Genomic DNA, 15,721 nt, shown 5'->3' on the forward strand with positions numbered 1-15,721 from the left:
AAATTGAAAAGCGTTTTCAATTTCAACGCCGAAGTAAGGCAGATCACGAGCGCCGTCAACCCCCCGTTTTGTTCAACCCCGCTGCAACCCTCCAAAAAAACACCATAAAACCATTAAAAATCGCCAACTTACGGATCCAGGAATTCCCAAAACCTCGCTCTCGTGCAGCGAAAACATTGAAATTGAAACTGATTTTCATTTACAAAACAAAGAGCAGCACGTTAGGAGGCCCCTCGATCTTCCGGGGTGTGCCACCACAGCGCCCCCTTGTCTGCTCGCCACCGGCGTCGCCAACGACGCCGCATATCGATGGAGTTTTTGATGTCGACGTATCTCTCAAAATCCCTGCCCCTCTGCGGCGCGCTCATCATACTACTGGGCGCCTGCACCTCCGATGAGACCCCCGATCCGGTTGATGCCCCCCTGCCCACGCAGGCACCGGGCGTGGCCATCGCGTCACCCGACAACGGTGCGGAGCTCAACGACGCGACCGTCGACGTGACGCTCGCGTTGAGCGGAGACGTGGCCGCGCTGCGCTACGCGCTCAATGACACCACGCCGGCGGAGATCCTCCTCGACAGGGTCGTCGCCGACTACACCTTCGAGCTCAACGCGAAGCCCGGAAGCAACGTGCTCTGGGCCGAGGCGATCGCCTCCGACGGTCGCACCGCTCGCGATGAGATCGCCTTCTGGCTGAGCGAAGACCTCGCCCCGGAGATCGTCTTTGAGACCTCCGCCACCGCCCCGATCCTGGAAGACGAGGTTTTGCTGATCGCCACGATCACAAGCCCCGGCGGCGAGCTCGACGCGGTGGAGCTTCGCGTCAACGAAAACGACGTTGCCTTCAGCGAAGACGCCCTCACCCTGCTCGACGAAAACGCCTACACCTACAGCTTCGAGACGACGCTGACCCTGGGTGATGGCGAAAACCTCATTGAACTCAGCGCGCACCATGGCGAGGCCAGCGTCACCGAGACGCTCCTTCTGACGCGTGGTCAGGACACCGAGGCTCCGACCCTGGCCGGGATCAATCTGCCGGACGGTGCCAGCGTGGAGAGCCGCCAGCCCTGGTTGAGCGGACGCGTCACCGACAACGTTGAGGTGGCCGAGCTTCGCCTGCTCAAAGAGGGCGCCGATGCGGCGATCCTCACGGTGAACGAGGACGGCACCTTCGGCGCTCCGATCGATCTTCTCCCCGGCTCCAACGCCTTCACCCTGGAGGCCGAAGACGTTTTTGGTAACACCACCTCGCTTGAGCGTTCGCTCTACTTCGGGGCGCGCACCTCCGCCGGCGGCTCGCACACCGGGGTGATCCTCAACGGGCAGATCTTTGCCTGGGGCCGCAACAACAAGGGCCAGGCAGGTGTGGGCTACACCTCCCGCCTCGGCGACAGCGACCCGGCCCACCCCGATGCCCCGATGCCCGTGAGCCTGGGTGAAGGCGAAGAGGCCGTCGCGCTGGCCTTCGGCCAGAACAGCTCCCTTGCGCTCAGCGCCTCGGGCCAGGTCTACGCCTGGGGCGACAACGGAGACGGCCAGCTCTGCGTGGGCACCCCCGGCAGCGCCGAGCTCGACGAAGAGGACCGCCTTGAACCCACGCTCGTCACTCTTAATGAGCCAGCCATCGCCATCTTCCGTGGCAACAGCCACTCGCTGATCCTGGGCGCCTCGGGCCAGGTCTACGCCTGCGGTGATAACGGAAGCGGCCAGCTTGGCGACGGCACCACCGAGAGCCGCGACCTCCCCACTCCGGTTGAAGGTCTGGAGGATGTCATCGCCATCCGCGCCGGATCGGCCTCCTCCTACGCCCTGACCGCCTCAGGCCAGGTCTACGCCTGGGGTCGCAACAGCTACGGCAACCTCGCCAGCGGCACCGACGACAGCGATGCCCACCCCACCCCCGCGCTCATCGAAGGGCTCGAAGAGGTTGTGGATCTTGCCAACGGCCGCGATCACGTCGTCGCGCTGACGCGCACCGGCGAGCTCTTTGGCTGGGGCCTCAACGCCTCGAATCAGCTCGGCGAACACCCCGACTGGGACGATGGCGAAGTTCATCAGGTTGAACCGCTCACCACCATCAACGCCTCGCTCAACCTTGCGCGCGTGGGCGCCGGCGGAAACCAGAGCTTTGTCATCACCGCCGAGGGCCTGGCCTACGGCTGGGGTCAGAACGGCTTTGGCAACCTGGGCACCCCCACCGAAGACGATCTTAACCATGCTCAAGACCCTGTCTTCGGCCTTGTGGGGCTCGACGATCTGGGCGTGGGCGCGCTGCACTCGGTGGCGCTTCGCAACGACGGCCGCATCTTCACCTGGGGCTGGAGCTTCCAGGGATCGCTGGGTGCTGGCGAGAGCGCGATCAACGCCTGGAGCTACCGGGTGCCGGTGCTTGTGGACGTGGAGGCACCCTGATGCGTGTTTCGTTTTTTGTTTCCGCGCTGCTGCTGGCCGGGGGGGCCAGCGCGGCGTGTTCTTCGCCCGAGGTTGATCACCTTCCCCATGATGTAGATGTGGATGCGGAAGACTCCGGCGACGATGTTGATGCCGCCGCGGACCCGGGGTGGGGCGATGCCAGCGATGCCGACGTGAACACGACCGATGCCGATCGCCCCCTGGAGGAGGCAGACTGGATCGTCGCGCTTTTTGACGAGGGCGCCCCCCTCGGCGGGCCCCTCACCAGCGCTCCGGGTGAGAACTTCGCCTTTCTGGAGATCGCCGACGCCATCCCCGTCGAGTTGACTCAAAACTTCTCGGTGGGGCGAGAGTTGTTTATGGCGGATTGGGACCCGGCACCGGGGCCGAGGGCGGTGCTCGACGGGCTGGGTCCGCATTTTCATGAGACCGCGTGTGTCGGCTGCCACCCCACCTCGGCCGGCCGCCCGCCCACCCTGCTCGATGACGGCGACGTCGCGCCGGGGCTTTTGATCCGACTGCGCCGCCCCGACGATGGCCACTGGGTCGGCGATCCGCATTATGGCGAGCAGTTTCAGCCCCGCGCCCTCGCCGGCGTCGCCCCGGAAGGAGCTGTTCACTGGCAGCCTCATCCCGACGATCGGGGACTCATCTCGCCAGAAATCGTGCTCACGACCTCCGAGGATGCCCCCACGCTGCACTCCGAGACCCGCGCCTCCGCGCGAAACTCCCCGCAGATTGTGGGCATGGGGCTTCTGGAGGCCATCGCCGACGACGATCTTCGCGCGCTGGCCAACGCGCAGTCCGAAGGCGGTCGGGTGAGCGGTCGCGTGCACGTTCGCCCCGATGGTCGGGTGGGCCGCTTTGGCTGGAAATCCCTGCACACCACCGTGCTCGCCCAGAGCGCCGCAGCGTTTGCCGAAGACATCGGCATCACCTCAGCGCTGCACCCCGATCAGAGCTGCACCCCCACCCAGCTCGATTGCCTTGATGCCCCCTCCGGCGGCTCGCCCGAGCTCGCCGACTCCGGCCTGGAAGCCGTCGCCGAATTTCAGCGCTACATAGGCGTGCCCGCCTTTCGCGCCACCACCGACGACGCGCAGGCCCGAGAAGGTGCCCGCCACTTTGACGCCATCGGCTGCGCCGACTGCCACACCCCGCGCCAGCACACCTCCCCGGACGCCGCCGAGCTTCTGGCCAATCAGACCTTCTTCCCCTTCACCGATCTTCTCCTCCACGACATGGGGCCGGAGCTCGCCGATGCGGTAGGCGAAGGCGATGCAACGCCCTCGGAGTGGCGCACCCCACCTCTGTGGGGGCTGGGCCTTGTCCTGCAACGCTCCGACGACGCGCGCCTTCTGCACGATGGTCGCGCCTCCACCTTTCATGAGGCCATCCTCTGGCACGGCGGCGAAGCCCTCGACGCTCGCCGGAGCTACGAGGCGCTCTCACCAGCCGAGCAAGAAGCGTTGGTTCACTTTCTGGGGCGGCTTTAAATGGTGACCCACGGTCACCCTTCTGCCTGGCGGCAGGTGACCGTGGGTCACAGATCCCACCGACCGAAAACGGAACCTTCCGCCCTTGGAGCCAAAAATTTACCCCGTGGGGCGGAACCTTCCGCCCTTTGAGCCAAAAATTTCACCCGTAGGGCGGAACCTTCCGCCCTTTGAGCCAAAAATTTTCACCGATGGGGCGGAACCTTCCGGCATGTGCCGCAAAATTTTCACCGATGGGGCGGAACCTTCCGGCATGTGCCGCAAAATTTTCACCGATGGGGCGGAACCTTCCGGCATGTGCCGCAAAATTTTCACCGATGGGGCGGAACTTTCCGGCCATAGCGCCAAAAATTTACCCCGTGGGGCGGAACCTTCCGCCCTTGGAGCCAAAAATTTCACCCCTGAGGCGGAACCTTCCGCCCGGCCAGACAAACGTTTGTGGCGACCGAGGATTGAACCCGGGCCATTTTTCTTTCAGCGATGTGAACCCCAATCAGCCCCTGCGGCATCCTGACGCAGCGCATCATTTAAATGTGACCCGCGCGAAAATTTCCTCGTATCTTTCCGTTGACACAAGAATGTGCGCTTTTATCATCCCGTGCCTAACGCTCGTTAAGCTAACGGACGTTAAACAAGGCCCGCCCCATCCCTCTCTGTCGTACCGGCTTTGCTTCATGAGTGCCCCCTCCCCTCCCGAACCGCCCTCCGCATTGATGGAGACCCTTGTTGAGAGCGGTCTCAACGAGAACGCCGCGCGCATCCTCATCGCCGCCGCACGTCTCTTCAGTCAGAAGGGCTACGCCGCCACCAGCGTGCGCGAGATCGTGCAGGAGGCCGAGGTCACAAACCCCATGCTCTACTACTACTTTGAGAGCAAAGAAGGGGTCTTTCAGCGCCTGCTCACCTTTGTCGTCGACGCACTTCATCAAGCGATTGAAGACGCCATCGCCAACCACACCACGACCTATGCGCGCCTCGACGCCATCGCCCACACCTTCTTCGACGGGGTGGAGATCGCCCCGGAGCTTGTGCGCTTTGTCTACGCGGTGCTTTTTGGGCCGGTGCAGAGCCGGCCGGTGGCCGACATCGTCTGTGTGCAGCAGAAGACCCACGGTCTTCTGCGCCAGGTCTTCGACGATGGAATTGCCCATGGCGAGTTGGTACTGCACCCGGGTCGAAACACCCACTTCTTGAGCGATCAATTTATCGGGATGGTCAACAACCAGATGATGATCGCTTTTGGCATCCTCGAATTTATCGACGACGCCACCGAGTGTCGCCGGTCGCTCGACACCTATATCGGAGCAGGTGCCCGCGCGCGCCTGTTGGATTTCTTTTTTCACGGCGCGGGAACACTCGCCGCTCAGGAGACACCATGACCCCGATTGCCTCGACTTCCCCTCTTCGACGCGCGCTGATGGCGCTGGCGCTCGCCATGCTGGTGGGCGCGTGCAACTCCGAGGCCGCCGACACGCCGGAGCAGGCCCGTGTGGAGCTTCCGCCCACCCCGGTCAACGCGCTCACGCTTGAGGCGACTGAGTTTACCGACACCTTCGATGTGCTGGGTACGGCCGAGCCGGTCGACGCGGTGCGCCTGATGGCGGAGGTTCCCGGCCGCATCCTTAACGCCTATGCGGAGGAGGGCGAGGAGGTGAAGCGCGGTCAAAACATCTTCCGCATTGATGTGGAGCTGGATGCCGCACGCATCGACCTTATGAACACCCAGGTCGACGCAGCCGATCGTGAACTACGCCGCCTCCAGCGCCTGCGCTCCGAGGGTCTGGCCACCCCGCAGCAGATCGACCAGGCGACCACAAGTCTGGAGAGCGCCCGCCAAAACCTGCGTCAGACGCGCATCGGTGTATCCAAAAACCGTGTGAAGAGCCCCCTGGACGGCTACCTGGTCAACCGCACCGCCGAGCCCGGCGAATTTGCCAACCCCGGGGTGGCCCTGGCCGAAGTCATTGTCTACGACACCATCGTGGTGCACGCCCAGGTGCCCGAGTCGGAGCTTCGCCACTTAAGCGACAGCGAGACCATCGAGGTGCACTTCCCCGCCCTGCAGAAGTCCTTTGAAGGCACCATCCACCGCGTGGGCCTGCGCCCCCTGGGCGCTACCAGCACCTACCCGGTGGAAATCCGCATCGCCAACGAAGAGCTCGAGATTCGCCCCGGGATGCGCGCCAGCCTGCGCTTTGAGCGCGAGCATTATGAGCAGGTCATCATGGTCCCGCGCGAGGCCGTGCTCGAAGGCTACAACGCCCGCGAGACGATGGTCGTTGCCGAAGACGGCACCGCCGAGCTTCGCCGCGTGGAGATCGGCCCGGGTAACGCCACCAACATCATGATCACCGAGGGCCTCAACCCCGGCGACCGCCTCATTGTGCGCGGCCACCGCGCGCTGGTTGCCGGCACCCGCGTCGATATCGTCGATGATCCCCACGCATCGGCTTCGCAGGCCAAGGAGACGCTGTGAGACTGACTCGTTTTGCCATCGATCACGCCGTCGCAGTCTATGTGTTGATCGTCTGCATCATCCTCGGCGGCCTGCTCAGCTACCGCAGCCTCCCCAGGGAGGCTGCCCCCGACATCGCCATCCCTATCGTCATGGTTTCCACCCCCTACTTCGGGGTCTCGCCGGCCGATATTGAGACGCTGGTCACCCAGCCGATGGAGCGCCAGTTTAAAAACCTGCGCGATCTCAAAGAGATGACCTCCACCAGCGCGGAGAGCGCCTCGCTCATCGTGCTGGAGTTCGATCCGGAGGTCGATATCGACGAGGTCCTCCAGCGCATTCGCGTGGAGGTCGACAAAGCCAAACCCGATCTTCCCCCGGACGCCGAAGATACCGAGGTCATGGAGATCAACTCCAGCGACTGGCCGATCCTTGTGGCCAACGTCGCCGGCGATCTCGACCCGGTGCGCCTCAAGGCGCTGGCTGAAGACATGCAGGAAGATCTCGAAGCGCTCCCCGGCGTGCTGCGCGTCAGCCTGGCCGGCGGAGTCGAGCGCGAGATCCACGTGCTCCTCAACCCCGAGCGCATGCGCCAGCTTGGCGTCTCGGCCAACGACGTCAGTCAGGCGCTGCAGAGTGAGAACATCAACCTGCCCGGCGGCTCCATCGACATCGGCTCGATGAAGTACACCGTGCGCGTCGCCGGCGAGTTTGAAGAGCTCGAGTCGATGCGCCACATCGTGGTCAAATCGCCCGACGGAAACCCGATTTACCTGCGGGATGTCGCCGAGATCGAAGATGGCTTTGAAGATCCCACCACGTTTAGCCGGCTGACCGTCTGGAAAGAAAACGCCGCTGGCGAGCGCGTGCCGGTGACCAAGACCAACGTCAGCCTGGCCATCGTCAAGCGCAGCGGTGAGAACATCGTGGCGATCGCCGAGGCCGCCAAAGAGGTCATCGACCGCTACGATCAGCAGGCCGGCGAGAGCGTGCAGATCACGATCGTCAACGACATGTCCAAAAATATCGCGGCGACGGTGCGCGAGCTTGAGAACAACATCATCAGCGGCATGATCCTGGTGCTGCTGGTGCTCTTCTTCTTTATGGGCGGCGCGCGCAACGCGCTCTTCGTGGCGGTGAGTGTGCCGATGAGCATGCTCATCACCTTCCTGGTGCTCTCGATGCTGGGCATCACGCTGAACATGGTCGTGCTCTTCAGCCTGCTGCTCGCGCTGGGGATGCTCGTCGATAACGCCATCGTCATCGTCGAGAACATCTACCGCCACGCCTCCAGCGGCAAAGATCGGGTCACGGCAGCCTACGAAGGCACCAAAGAGGTGGGCTGGGCGGTCATCGCTTCGACCGCCACCACGGTCGCCGCCTTCTTCCCGATGCTCTTCTGGCCGGGGGTAATGGGCGAGTTCATGGGCTTTTTGCCCCTGACGGTCATCATCACGCTTCTGAGCTCGCTCTTTGTGGCGCTGGTCATCAACCCCACCCTCTGCGCCACCCTGCTCAAGGTTCAGGACGGCGTCTCTTTCGATGAAGACTCAGTGCCCGATCTGTGGCTCTACCGCGCCTACCGCAGCACTCTGGAGTTCGCGCTCAACCACCGCATCATTGTGGCGTTGATCGCGGTGGGGGTCTTTGTGGGCACGTTTATGATCTTTGGCGCGACCTCGCGCGGGGTGGAGTTCTTCCCGAAGACCACCCCGGAGCAGTTCAGCGTGCAGGTTACGCTTCCCGACGGCACCAACATCGAGGAGACCCGCAACACGCTTGAAAGCCTGCAGGGTCCGCTGGCCACCGCCCCCGATCTGGTGACGGCCTGGATCACCGATACCGGCACCCAGGGTGGCGGTCAGGCTGGAGGCGGCGGTGAAGCGCCGCATTACGGCCAGATCACCGTCGAGCTCAAGTCGATCGAAGAGCAGCCCGGCGATCCCAACGTCTTTATTGAGAAGCTGCGCCAGCTCTTCTCAAAAGTCCCCGGTGCCGAGATCATCATGGCGACCCAGAACATGGGTCCGCCCACCGGCGCTCCGGTCTCCATTGAGATCGCCGGCGAAGATCTTTCCACCCTGGCCAGCATCTCTCAGCAGGTCTTGCAGGAAGTTCGCACCATCGAAGGCGTCATCGACCTGACCGACAACCTGGAGCTGACTCGCCCCGAGATCCATGTCGAGATCAACCGGGCGCGCGCCGCCGTCCTCGGTCTGAGCACGCATTCGGTGGCGCAGACCGTGCGTACGGCCATCAACGGCAGCGAGGCTGGCGTCTTCCGCGAGGCCGATGAGGAGTACGATATCCTGGTGCGTCTTCCCGAAGATCGTCGCCGGGCCATCGCTGACATCAGCCAGCTGACCGTCGTCAACAAAGACGGCGTGCACATCCCGCTTGTGGAAGTTGCCGAGGTCGTGGTGCGCGGTGGCAGCGGATCGATTCGACGTAAAGATCAGGAGCGCGTGGTCACCGTCAGCGGCAACGTCGCCGACGGCTACCTGCCGGCGGTGGCGCTGGCCGAGGCTCAAGAGCGTCTGGCCGACCTCAAACTCCCGGCTGGCTACGAGATCCGCTACACCGGCGAGAGCCAGGATCAGGAAGAAGCTGCGGCCTTTTTGGGGAACGCCCTGCTGGCCGCCGTCTTCTTGATCCTGTTGATCCTGGTGACGCAGTTCAACTCCATCGCCCAGCCTTTCATCATCATGTTCACCGTCTTCTTGAGCCTCATCGGCGTGCTCTGGAGCCTGATCGTCACCCAGGCCCCCTTCGGCATCATTATGACCGGCATCGGCATCATCAGCCTGGCCGGGGTCGTGGTGAACAACGCCATCGTGCTCATTGACTACATCAACCAGCTGCGCGCCCGCGGCTGGGACCGCCGCGATGCGCTGATCCAGGCCGGTCTGGTGCGCTTCCGCCCGGTCATGCTCACCGCCATCACCACGATTCTGGGACTTCTGCCCATTGTCCTCGGTGTGAGCATCGACTTTATCGACCAGTCGGTGACCTTCGGCGGGGCATCGGTGGAGATGTGGGGCCCGATGGGCGTGGCGGTCACCGGCGGCCTGCTGGTGGCCACACTGCTGACCCTTGTGGTGGTGCCGGTGCTCTACTCCATGTTCGATAGCCTCTCCGACCTCTCGCGACGCCTCTTTACGCGGGTGGCGGCGGCCGGGCTTGTGCTCTCACTGGTGATGCTGGTGCTGCCGGCCCTCGCCACCGCCCAGGATGCCCCGGCCGGAGACGATGCGTCCGCGCAGACGCAGTCCGACGATGAGGCAGAGCTCTTCCCCGAAGTCGACGATCCCGGTCAGATCGAGCGTCGCTCCCTGGACGACGCCGAGATCGAGAGCGCGGTCAGCATTGAGGTTGCCCGCACGCTGACACTCGATGAAGCCCGCCAACGTGTGCGCGAGCAGTCCTTCGATGTGCGCCTGGCGCAGAACCAGGTCGACTCGGCCAACACGGTGATTCGCCAGGCGTACAGCGCGCTCTTTCCCCGCTTTACGGCCAGTGGCGAGTACACCGTCAACCAGGAAGAGGTGGTGCTGGACTTCGGTGAGGGCCTTCCCCCGGGCATTGAGGTGCCCCCCTCGGTGATTCGGCCCAAGACCGACTACCGCTGGAACGTGGCGGCGTCGATGCGGGTGAACTTCCGCTCCTGGCCCCTGATTCGCCAGGCTTACGCCCAGCGTGATCTGGCTCAGGCCCAGGTCGAGATGACCCGCGAAGCGCTGGATCAGGCCGCCGTCTCGACCTACTTCAACCTGGTGATGGTGCGGCGCATGATCGACATCAGCGTGCAGCAGGCGCGCTCCGCCCAGACCGTACTCGGCTTTACCGAGGCGCAGGTTGCCGCGGGCACCGCCACCGAGTTTGAGCTCACCCGCGCGCAACTTCGCGCGGTGCAAACCCAGAAAGAAGTCGACCGCGCCCGCCAGCAGTACATCCAGGTGCGCAAAGCCTTTGCCGAACTTCTTCAGACCGGGGACGACTTCGACGTCGAGGTGCCCGAGCGCCCCGAGGAGGTGCAGGGCGACGATCTTGTGGAGCGCGCCGAGGAAAACCGCGCCGCCTTTGAGGTCAACCGCCTGGCCATGGAAGTCGCCGACCTGGGCATCGAAGATATCTACTACCAGTACCTGCCCTCGCTCTCGGCGACCTTTAGCTACGGCGGCGGAAAATCGACGGCGCTGGCGCCCGGCGACCCGCGCTGGGTGCTGATCCTGGGCGCCGAGTGGACGCTGTGGGACGGGGGGCTGCGCGAAGCGCAGCTCAAGCAGGCCCGCGCCCAGCGCGTCGCCGCCGAGCTGCGCCAGGAGCAGACGCGCCACCAGATCGCCTCGGAGATCGACCAGGCCCGCGCCGACGTCGAAGCCGCGCGCATTCAGCTCGACAGCGGCGTCACCGAGCTGGAGCTCGCCCAACGCGGCGTGGAGCAGGCCGAGACGGCCTTTCGCTACGGCGTCGCCACCCAGCTCGACGTCATCAACGCGCAAGATCAGCTCCGCCTGGCCCAGCTCGCCCGAGTTCAAGATGAGCTGCAGCTGGAGATGGCTGTCTACAACCTTCAGACCCTGGTCGAGGGGCTTGACCCCTGATCGTTGCCCCCGCACGACGCAGGTCGTGCGGGCAGAAATTCCCCCGAAAGGGGGAGCAATCTTTGACCTCTATCCCACATGTAATTACAGTGTGGGAGAGCAACCGCCTCTCTCAACATCAAACCCCTTAGAGATGGAATGCCTCCGGACGGCCATGACGTTTACCCGGCGTGTCTCGTTGGCGGATCCGAACCAATCTTAGCAAGGCGTTACTTGAACCTGAGAGCAGGTGATCAGACAAACGGAAGCTGATGAAGCCGGGGTTGGGGAAGATTCGTTATCAGCTCACCCCAAGAACTTCTCGCCACGAAGCGACAGCCTGTCGCACCGGCGAGGCCCGTCCCCCTATCAAGCCTGCTAACTTCGCGTTGTGGGCCTTCTCGCCATAGATTGTAGATGTACGATTCCTTCCACCTTCGCCAGACTTTGTGCGATCTGGGGTCTTACCACTACTTATCCGCTCCAAGGCGATATCTTCTCCAACCCCGGCTTCATCAGCAGGTTCGCTAACCCGGCCCCTCGTAGGTACCTCGTTTCATGTATGGAGGATGACATGCGCATCACTGCAGTGCTGAAATCGTCTCTTATGTTCGCCCTGGCCCTTCCCCTCTTCAGCTGCGGAGAGCCCTCGCGCGAGGACTACCGCGATGAGGCGGCCGATACCTTCTGCGATCGCAGCGACGAGTGCGGCGACATTGGAGAAGGGCGTGACTATGCGACCTACTCCGATTGCGTCATCGATCAAAAAGACCGCTTCAACGACATCTGGCCGGCCGATGATTGCGGCAATGGTCGCATCAACGAATCGCAATTTGACCGCTGCCTCAGTCGCCTTGAGATCGCCGCCTGTGACGGCAACTGGCTCGACCAGCTCTCGGCGCTGGATGAGTGCCGCAAAGGCAACGTCTGCACCAACTAAGCGCATGCTCAACGCGGGGCCGTAGGTCTTCACATATGAGTCCGTGCGTGACGAGAAAAGCCCGCGCCACCTGATGAGGTGGCGCGGGCTTTTCTGATCTGTACCGCCCTGCCCCGATACCTGCACACTCCCGGGCCGAACGATGAAGGCTTTGAGGCCTCGCGATCCACTGCTTAGAGCGCAGCCTGGCGTGTGGAACGCTGCCGAAGGTCTCTTCTTTGCCGCCCCATACACGAGGAGGCTCCCGAGAGGAATCTGTGCCCTGCGGCGGTCAACCGACGGCTCCGGAGGCTGTGCGCGGAGTGCGAAACGCCATCGGAAGTCTCCAGATGCCTGCGCACACATGAAGCGGGGCTCGGGAGACTCCTGATGCCGACACGCGGTACCCGGGAGCGTTCAGGACACTTCCGCTCGCAGCTCCGGTGCCTTGAGCTCTTATCGGGAGGCTTCCGAACGCATTTTTCAAAACGTACGACCCGATCGGAAGCGCATAAACACAGGCGGATCGCCTTGCAGAGACGATTTTGGTCCGCCGAGCGCTGACACGCGTCAACGGCCCACCAGAGCTCTCGCGCGGAGGGCAAGCGCCACGGGCCCATTACCGAGCGGCCCGTGGACCACTCAGCCCTCTACCACCCCCGGGCTGTCGTAGAGCGCGCGGCAGAGCGCCAGCGCGCGCGGGGAGCGAATACGCCAGTCCATGAAGTTCATTGCATAGCCGATGGCGATCTCTTCAACCGGGTCGGCCCAGCCCAGCGCGCCGCCCATCCCCGGGTGGCCAAAGGATTCGGGGTTTGGCGAGAAGAGGTGGCGCTCCTCTTTGCAGAACCCGTGCGACCAGCCGATGGGTTTTTGCAGCACGAGATCGTTAGGCGACCAGCCCTGGCGAGCATACACCGGCTTGAGCGAGGTGGCCTTGAGGAAGCGCCGCCCCTCGAACTTACCCTTCGACGCGAAAGGCAGGTACGCGCGGGCCACACCGTGGGCGCTGCCGGTGGCCGAGGCCCAGCCCAGGACAGCGCGGCGCGCCGGCGGCTGATTGTAAACGGTCACGTCATCGCCGGGGACCTGCGGGTTCAAGAAGGCGCGGCGCATCGGCGAGCCCCGACGCACGAACTGGCCGAGCACGCGGGCTTCGGTCGATTGAGGCTGGGTGAGCGCGTTGGTGAGCATCTTCGCCACCCGTGCCGGTTTGGCCGGCGGATAGAGCGTGGCGATGTCCCGGTCGAATTCGGCCGGTGTGCCCAGGTACACATCGGAGCCCAGCGGCTCAAAGAGCTCCCGGCGCAAAAACTCCCCGAGATCCTCGCCGGGGCAGATGCGCTCAAAAAGCTCGCGGGCATACATTCCAAAGGTGATGGCGTGGTAGCCCTGATCGGCGCCGACCTCCCACAGGGGCGACTGCGACTCAAGGGCCTCCAGGAGCACCGCGGCACGCGCCGGGCTGGTGACGTCATCCATCGTCAGCGGGGTATCCAGGCCGGCCAGCCCGCCTCGGTGGCCGAGCAATGTGGCGACGGTCATGCCTTCTTTGCCATTTCGAGCAAAGCCGGGCCAGTACGTCTCGACCGGCGCCTCCCAGTCGAGCAAGCCCCGGCTTGCCAGAAGATGCAGCGCCATGGCCACAAAACCTTTGGTCACCGAAAAGAGCACCACGCGGGTATCTTCACGCCAGGGTGCCTGCGACGCCACATCGGCCATGCCTCCCCAGAGATCGACCACACATTCGCCGCGCCGATACACCGTGAACCCGGCGCCGACCTCCTCGCCGCGCTCCAACTGGCCGGCGAAAGCACGGGCGACGGGTTCGTAACCATCCGCATAACTACCCCGTGCAGGGTACGGGGCGAGGTTGGGGAGTTTGTCGTACATATCAGACCTGTGAGGCGAGGAGGGTCAGGGGGTGAAATCGTGCGGCGACAGCCTAACCCCGGCCCCTCCCGTAGGAAAGTCACATCCGATGGTTGCCCCCTTGAAGACGATAAAACGCATGAAGAGCTCGCGTCTGGTGGCGCTCACGCCCTCCTGAAACGCCTCACCCCTGCCTCGTTTAAGATGACCGTGGGTCAGCTTTTCGCTCCTGTCTATGCGCCCCTGACCTGACCCACGGTCATCCCACTCACGACCCACTGTCATACCAATCACCCCTGACAACGCCGGTAACGTGCCCCCTCAACTCAGTGCTCGTCCGCGCCCAGATCAGGAGCCGTACCTCGATCGCGAGGCTCCCCATCGATATCCAGCCCGGCCTCCTCAAGCTCGACTCCCTGGTCGATGGCATCGCTGGCCGAGGCGCGTAAGTGGAAGTTCCGGCCGGTAGCGTCTTCAAAAAGCTCCGCGCCGATGCCCTCCAAATTATGATCCACCTCTCCGACTGCCTCGTTTCGGCGAGTGATACGGCCGACGAGGTTATTGCGAATCTCCACAGACGAGTTGGGGAAACGGTAGTCGATGGAGCTGAAACGGTTCGCTGCGTCAGCATCAAAGATGGTGTTGTGGATCACGCGCGCCCCGTGGGCCTGCGCAAGCTCGATGCCCGTGTCGTAATAGTCGATGTCGGCAACGATCACGTTGTTGCGAACCACCCCATCGATATGCCCCATATATCCGCTAACCTGCGGGTAAGGGTCGTCGGCGTAGGCGCGATCGCCCCCGCTTTGAAGAAGGCCAAAGCCGACGCCGCGTGCGCAATTTTCGATGAGGTTGCGCTCCACTACCGTGTCGCGCGAGGCCGACCAGAAGTGCACCGCGTGCTCCGCAAGCCCCTCGCCGGCGCAGTAGATATCTTTAAAGTGGTTGTCGCGCACCACCCAGCCGCGTGCGGCGTGGGCGTCAACGCCGCCGGTGTAACAGCCGGTTCCACTACGATCGACGCGGGGACGACCGGCATCGGTGAGCTCAAAATACGAGCAGGCCACAAGCCCATCGTCCACAAACGCGCTGCGCGCGCCATTGGGGTTGATCTTGATGAACTGCTGGGCTCCATCGACGATGCGTACCCCGTAGATTCGCGTGCCGGTGATCGTTTCCGGCGCGTCGCCGCCTCCCGGGGAGACATGAATCGGGTGGTGCAGGGCCCGCGTCAGCGTGAGATGGGCCACGGTCACCTCACTGGCCTGGATCAGGAGCAGAGAGTTGACGTTGTAGCCGCCATCGATCACCACGCTCTCGGCATCATCGTTGGCCGAGCGCAGGGTGGTGCCCTCGGCGCGCACATGCAGCGTGTCGGCGATCGCGTAGGTGCCCGCGGCCAGCACGAAGGCCGTATTGGCCTGGGCCTGACGCACAAGCTGCGGAAGCTGCGCGGCCATGGAGGGATCGACCTCCACGATCGTGCCTCCGCTCTCGGGCAGCGGCGCACAGTCCACCGCGCCCGGCGTATCGGGCTCTTCGGGGTCGACGCCCCCATCGACCTCCGCGTCGCGCTCACCGCCGGCGTCATCGGTCGAGGTGTCGGGGTCATCGAGGCTCCCATCGTTGGAGGTATCCTCCAAAGAAGCATCCGGAGCGCCGGCGTCGATGCCCGCGTCCAACGCGCGTCGGGCGTCCGAGTCGCCATCCCCGCAGGCCAACCCGGTGCTGGCGATCATCACGACGATCAAGGTCCTTTGAAACACGGCGCTCCACGGCAACATCGTATCTCCTCATCTCGGAGTGGTTATCGTCCCCCGGTGACGAGGACATCGGCATTCCTTCGGTGCGATGAGGATGCGCAAAGCAGCGCAATTTCTCCAGCGTCCCGGTGTATCGATTCGCAACATCAGGAGGCGTTTCCAACCCCATCATGCTCCTCGCCGCCCCCCCTCCCGAACGACCGTGGGTTGAGCTTCAGCCA

Annotated in this window: 8 protein-coding genes; 6 read left to right on the forward strand and 2 right to left on the reverse strand. The window is 63.8% G+C overall.

Going from position 1 to position 15,721, the window contains the following annotated elements; translation table 11 throughout:
- Positions 1-321: 321 nt before the first annotated feature.
- The 6 genes from EA187_RS07005 (at position 322) to EA187_RS07030 (ending at position 11,886) form a co-directional block, all read left to right on the forward strand.
- Complete coding sequence (locus EA187_RS07005) at positions 322-2,412, forward strand: RCC1 domain-containing protein (RefSeq protein ID WP_164856077.1); 2,091 nt, start codon at positions 322-324, stop codon at positions 2,410-2,412.
- A complete protein-coding gene (locus EA187_RS07010; protein WP_127779743.1) occupies positions 2,412-3,908 on the forward strand; it encodes a di-heme oxidoredictase family protein in 1,497 nt (498 codons plus the stop codon). Before EA187_RS07005 ends, EA187_RS07010 begins: the two co-directional genes overlap by 1 nt.
- 674 nt (positions 3,909-4,582) lie before the next feature.
- Positions 4,583-5,287 (forward strand): TetR/AcrR family transcriptional regulator, encoded by a 705-nt coding sequence (locus EA187_RS07015; protein ID WP_206524213.1) that lies wholly within the window; start codon positions 4,583-4,585, stop codon positions 5,285-5,287.
- Positions 5,284-6,384: an efflux RND transporter periplasmic adaptor subunit gene (locus tag EA187_RS07020; RefSeq protein ID WP_115606465.1), complete on the forward strand. Its 1,101-nt coding sequence runs from the start codon at positions 5,284-5,286 to the stop codon at positions 6,382-6,384. Before EA187_RS07015 ends, EA187_RS07020 begins: the two co-directional genes overlap by 4 nt.
- Entirely contained in the window at positions 6,381-10,967 is a 4,587-nt protein-coding gene (locus tag EA187_RS07025) for an efflux RND transporter permease subunit (RefSeq protein WP_127779745.1), read from the forward strand. Before EA187_RS07020 ends, EA187_RS07025 begins: the two co-directional genes overlap by 4 nt.
- 553 nt (positions 10,968-11,520) lie before the next feature.
- The gene (locus EA187_RS07030; protein ID WP_127779747.1) at positions 11,521-11,886 is read left to right on the forward strand and encodes a DUF6184 family natural product biosynthesis lipoprotein; all 366 of its coding nucleotides are present in this window, start codon (positions 11,521-11,523) and stop codon (positions 11,884-11,886) included.
- A 621-nt stretch (positions 11,887-12,507) separates the two neighbouring features.
- Here the strand turns inward: EA187_RS07030 and EA187_RS07035 are convergent.
- Together EA187_RS07035 and EA187_RS07040 are read right to left on the reverse strand one after the other, a co-directional pair.
- Entirely contained in the window at positions 12,508-13,758 is a 1,251-nt protein-coding gene (locus tag EA187_RS07035) for a serine hydrolase domain-containing protein (RefSeq protein ID WP_115606460.1), read from the reverse strand.
- A gap of 305 nt (positions 13,759-14,063) precedes the next feature.
- The gene (locus EA187_RS07040) at positions 14,064-15,521 is read right to left on the reverse strand and encodes a right-handed parallel beta-helix repeat-containing protein (protein ID WP_127779748.1); all 1,458 of its coding nucleotides are present in this window, start codon (positions 15,519-15,521) and stop codon (positions 14,064-14,066) included.
- Positions 15,522-15,721 lie beyond the last annotated feature (200 nt).

Source organism: Lujinxingia sediminis (genome assembly GCF_004005565.1).
In the GTDB taxonomy this organism is placed as follows: domain Bacteria; phylum Myxococcota_A; class Bradymonadia; order Bradymonadales; family Bradymonadaceae; genus Lujinxingia; species Lujinxingia sediminis.

What these genes read in the sequence shown, in the direction of transcription:
- EA187_RS07005 (WP_164856077.1), top strand. Translation starts at nt 322, where the DNA reads ATGTCGACGTATCTCTCAAAATCCCTGCCCCTCTGCGGCGCGCTCATC.
- EA187_RS07010 (WP_127779743.1), top strand. Translation starts at nt 2,412, where the DNA reads ATGCGTGTTTCGTTTTTTGTTTCCGCGCTGCTGCTGGCCGGGGGGGCC.
- EA187_RS07015 (WP_206524213.1), top strand. Translation starts at nt 4,583, where the DNA reads ATGAGTGCCCCCTCCCCTCCCGAACCGCCCTCCGCATTGATGGAGACC.
- EA187_RS07020 (WP_115606465.1), top strand. Translation starts at nt 5,284, where the DNA reads ATGACCCCGATTGCCTCGACTTCCCCTCTTCGACGCGCGCTGATGGCG.
- EA187_RS07030 (WP_127779747.1), top strand. Translation starts at nt 11,521, where the DNA reads ATGCGCATCACTGCAGTGCTGAAATCGTCTCTTATGTTCGCCCTGGCC.
- EA187_RS07035 (WP_115606460.1), bottom strand. Translation starts at nt 13,758, where the DNA reads ATGTACGACAAACTCCCCAACCTCGCCCCGTACCCTGCACGGGGTAGT.
- EA187_RS07040 (WP_127779748.1), bottom strand. Translation starts at nt 15,521, where the DNA reads ATGTTGCCGTGGAGCGCCGTGTTTCAAAGGACCTTGATCGTCGTGATG.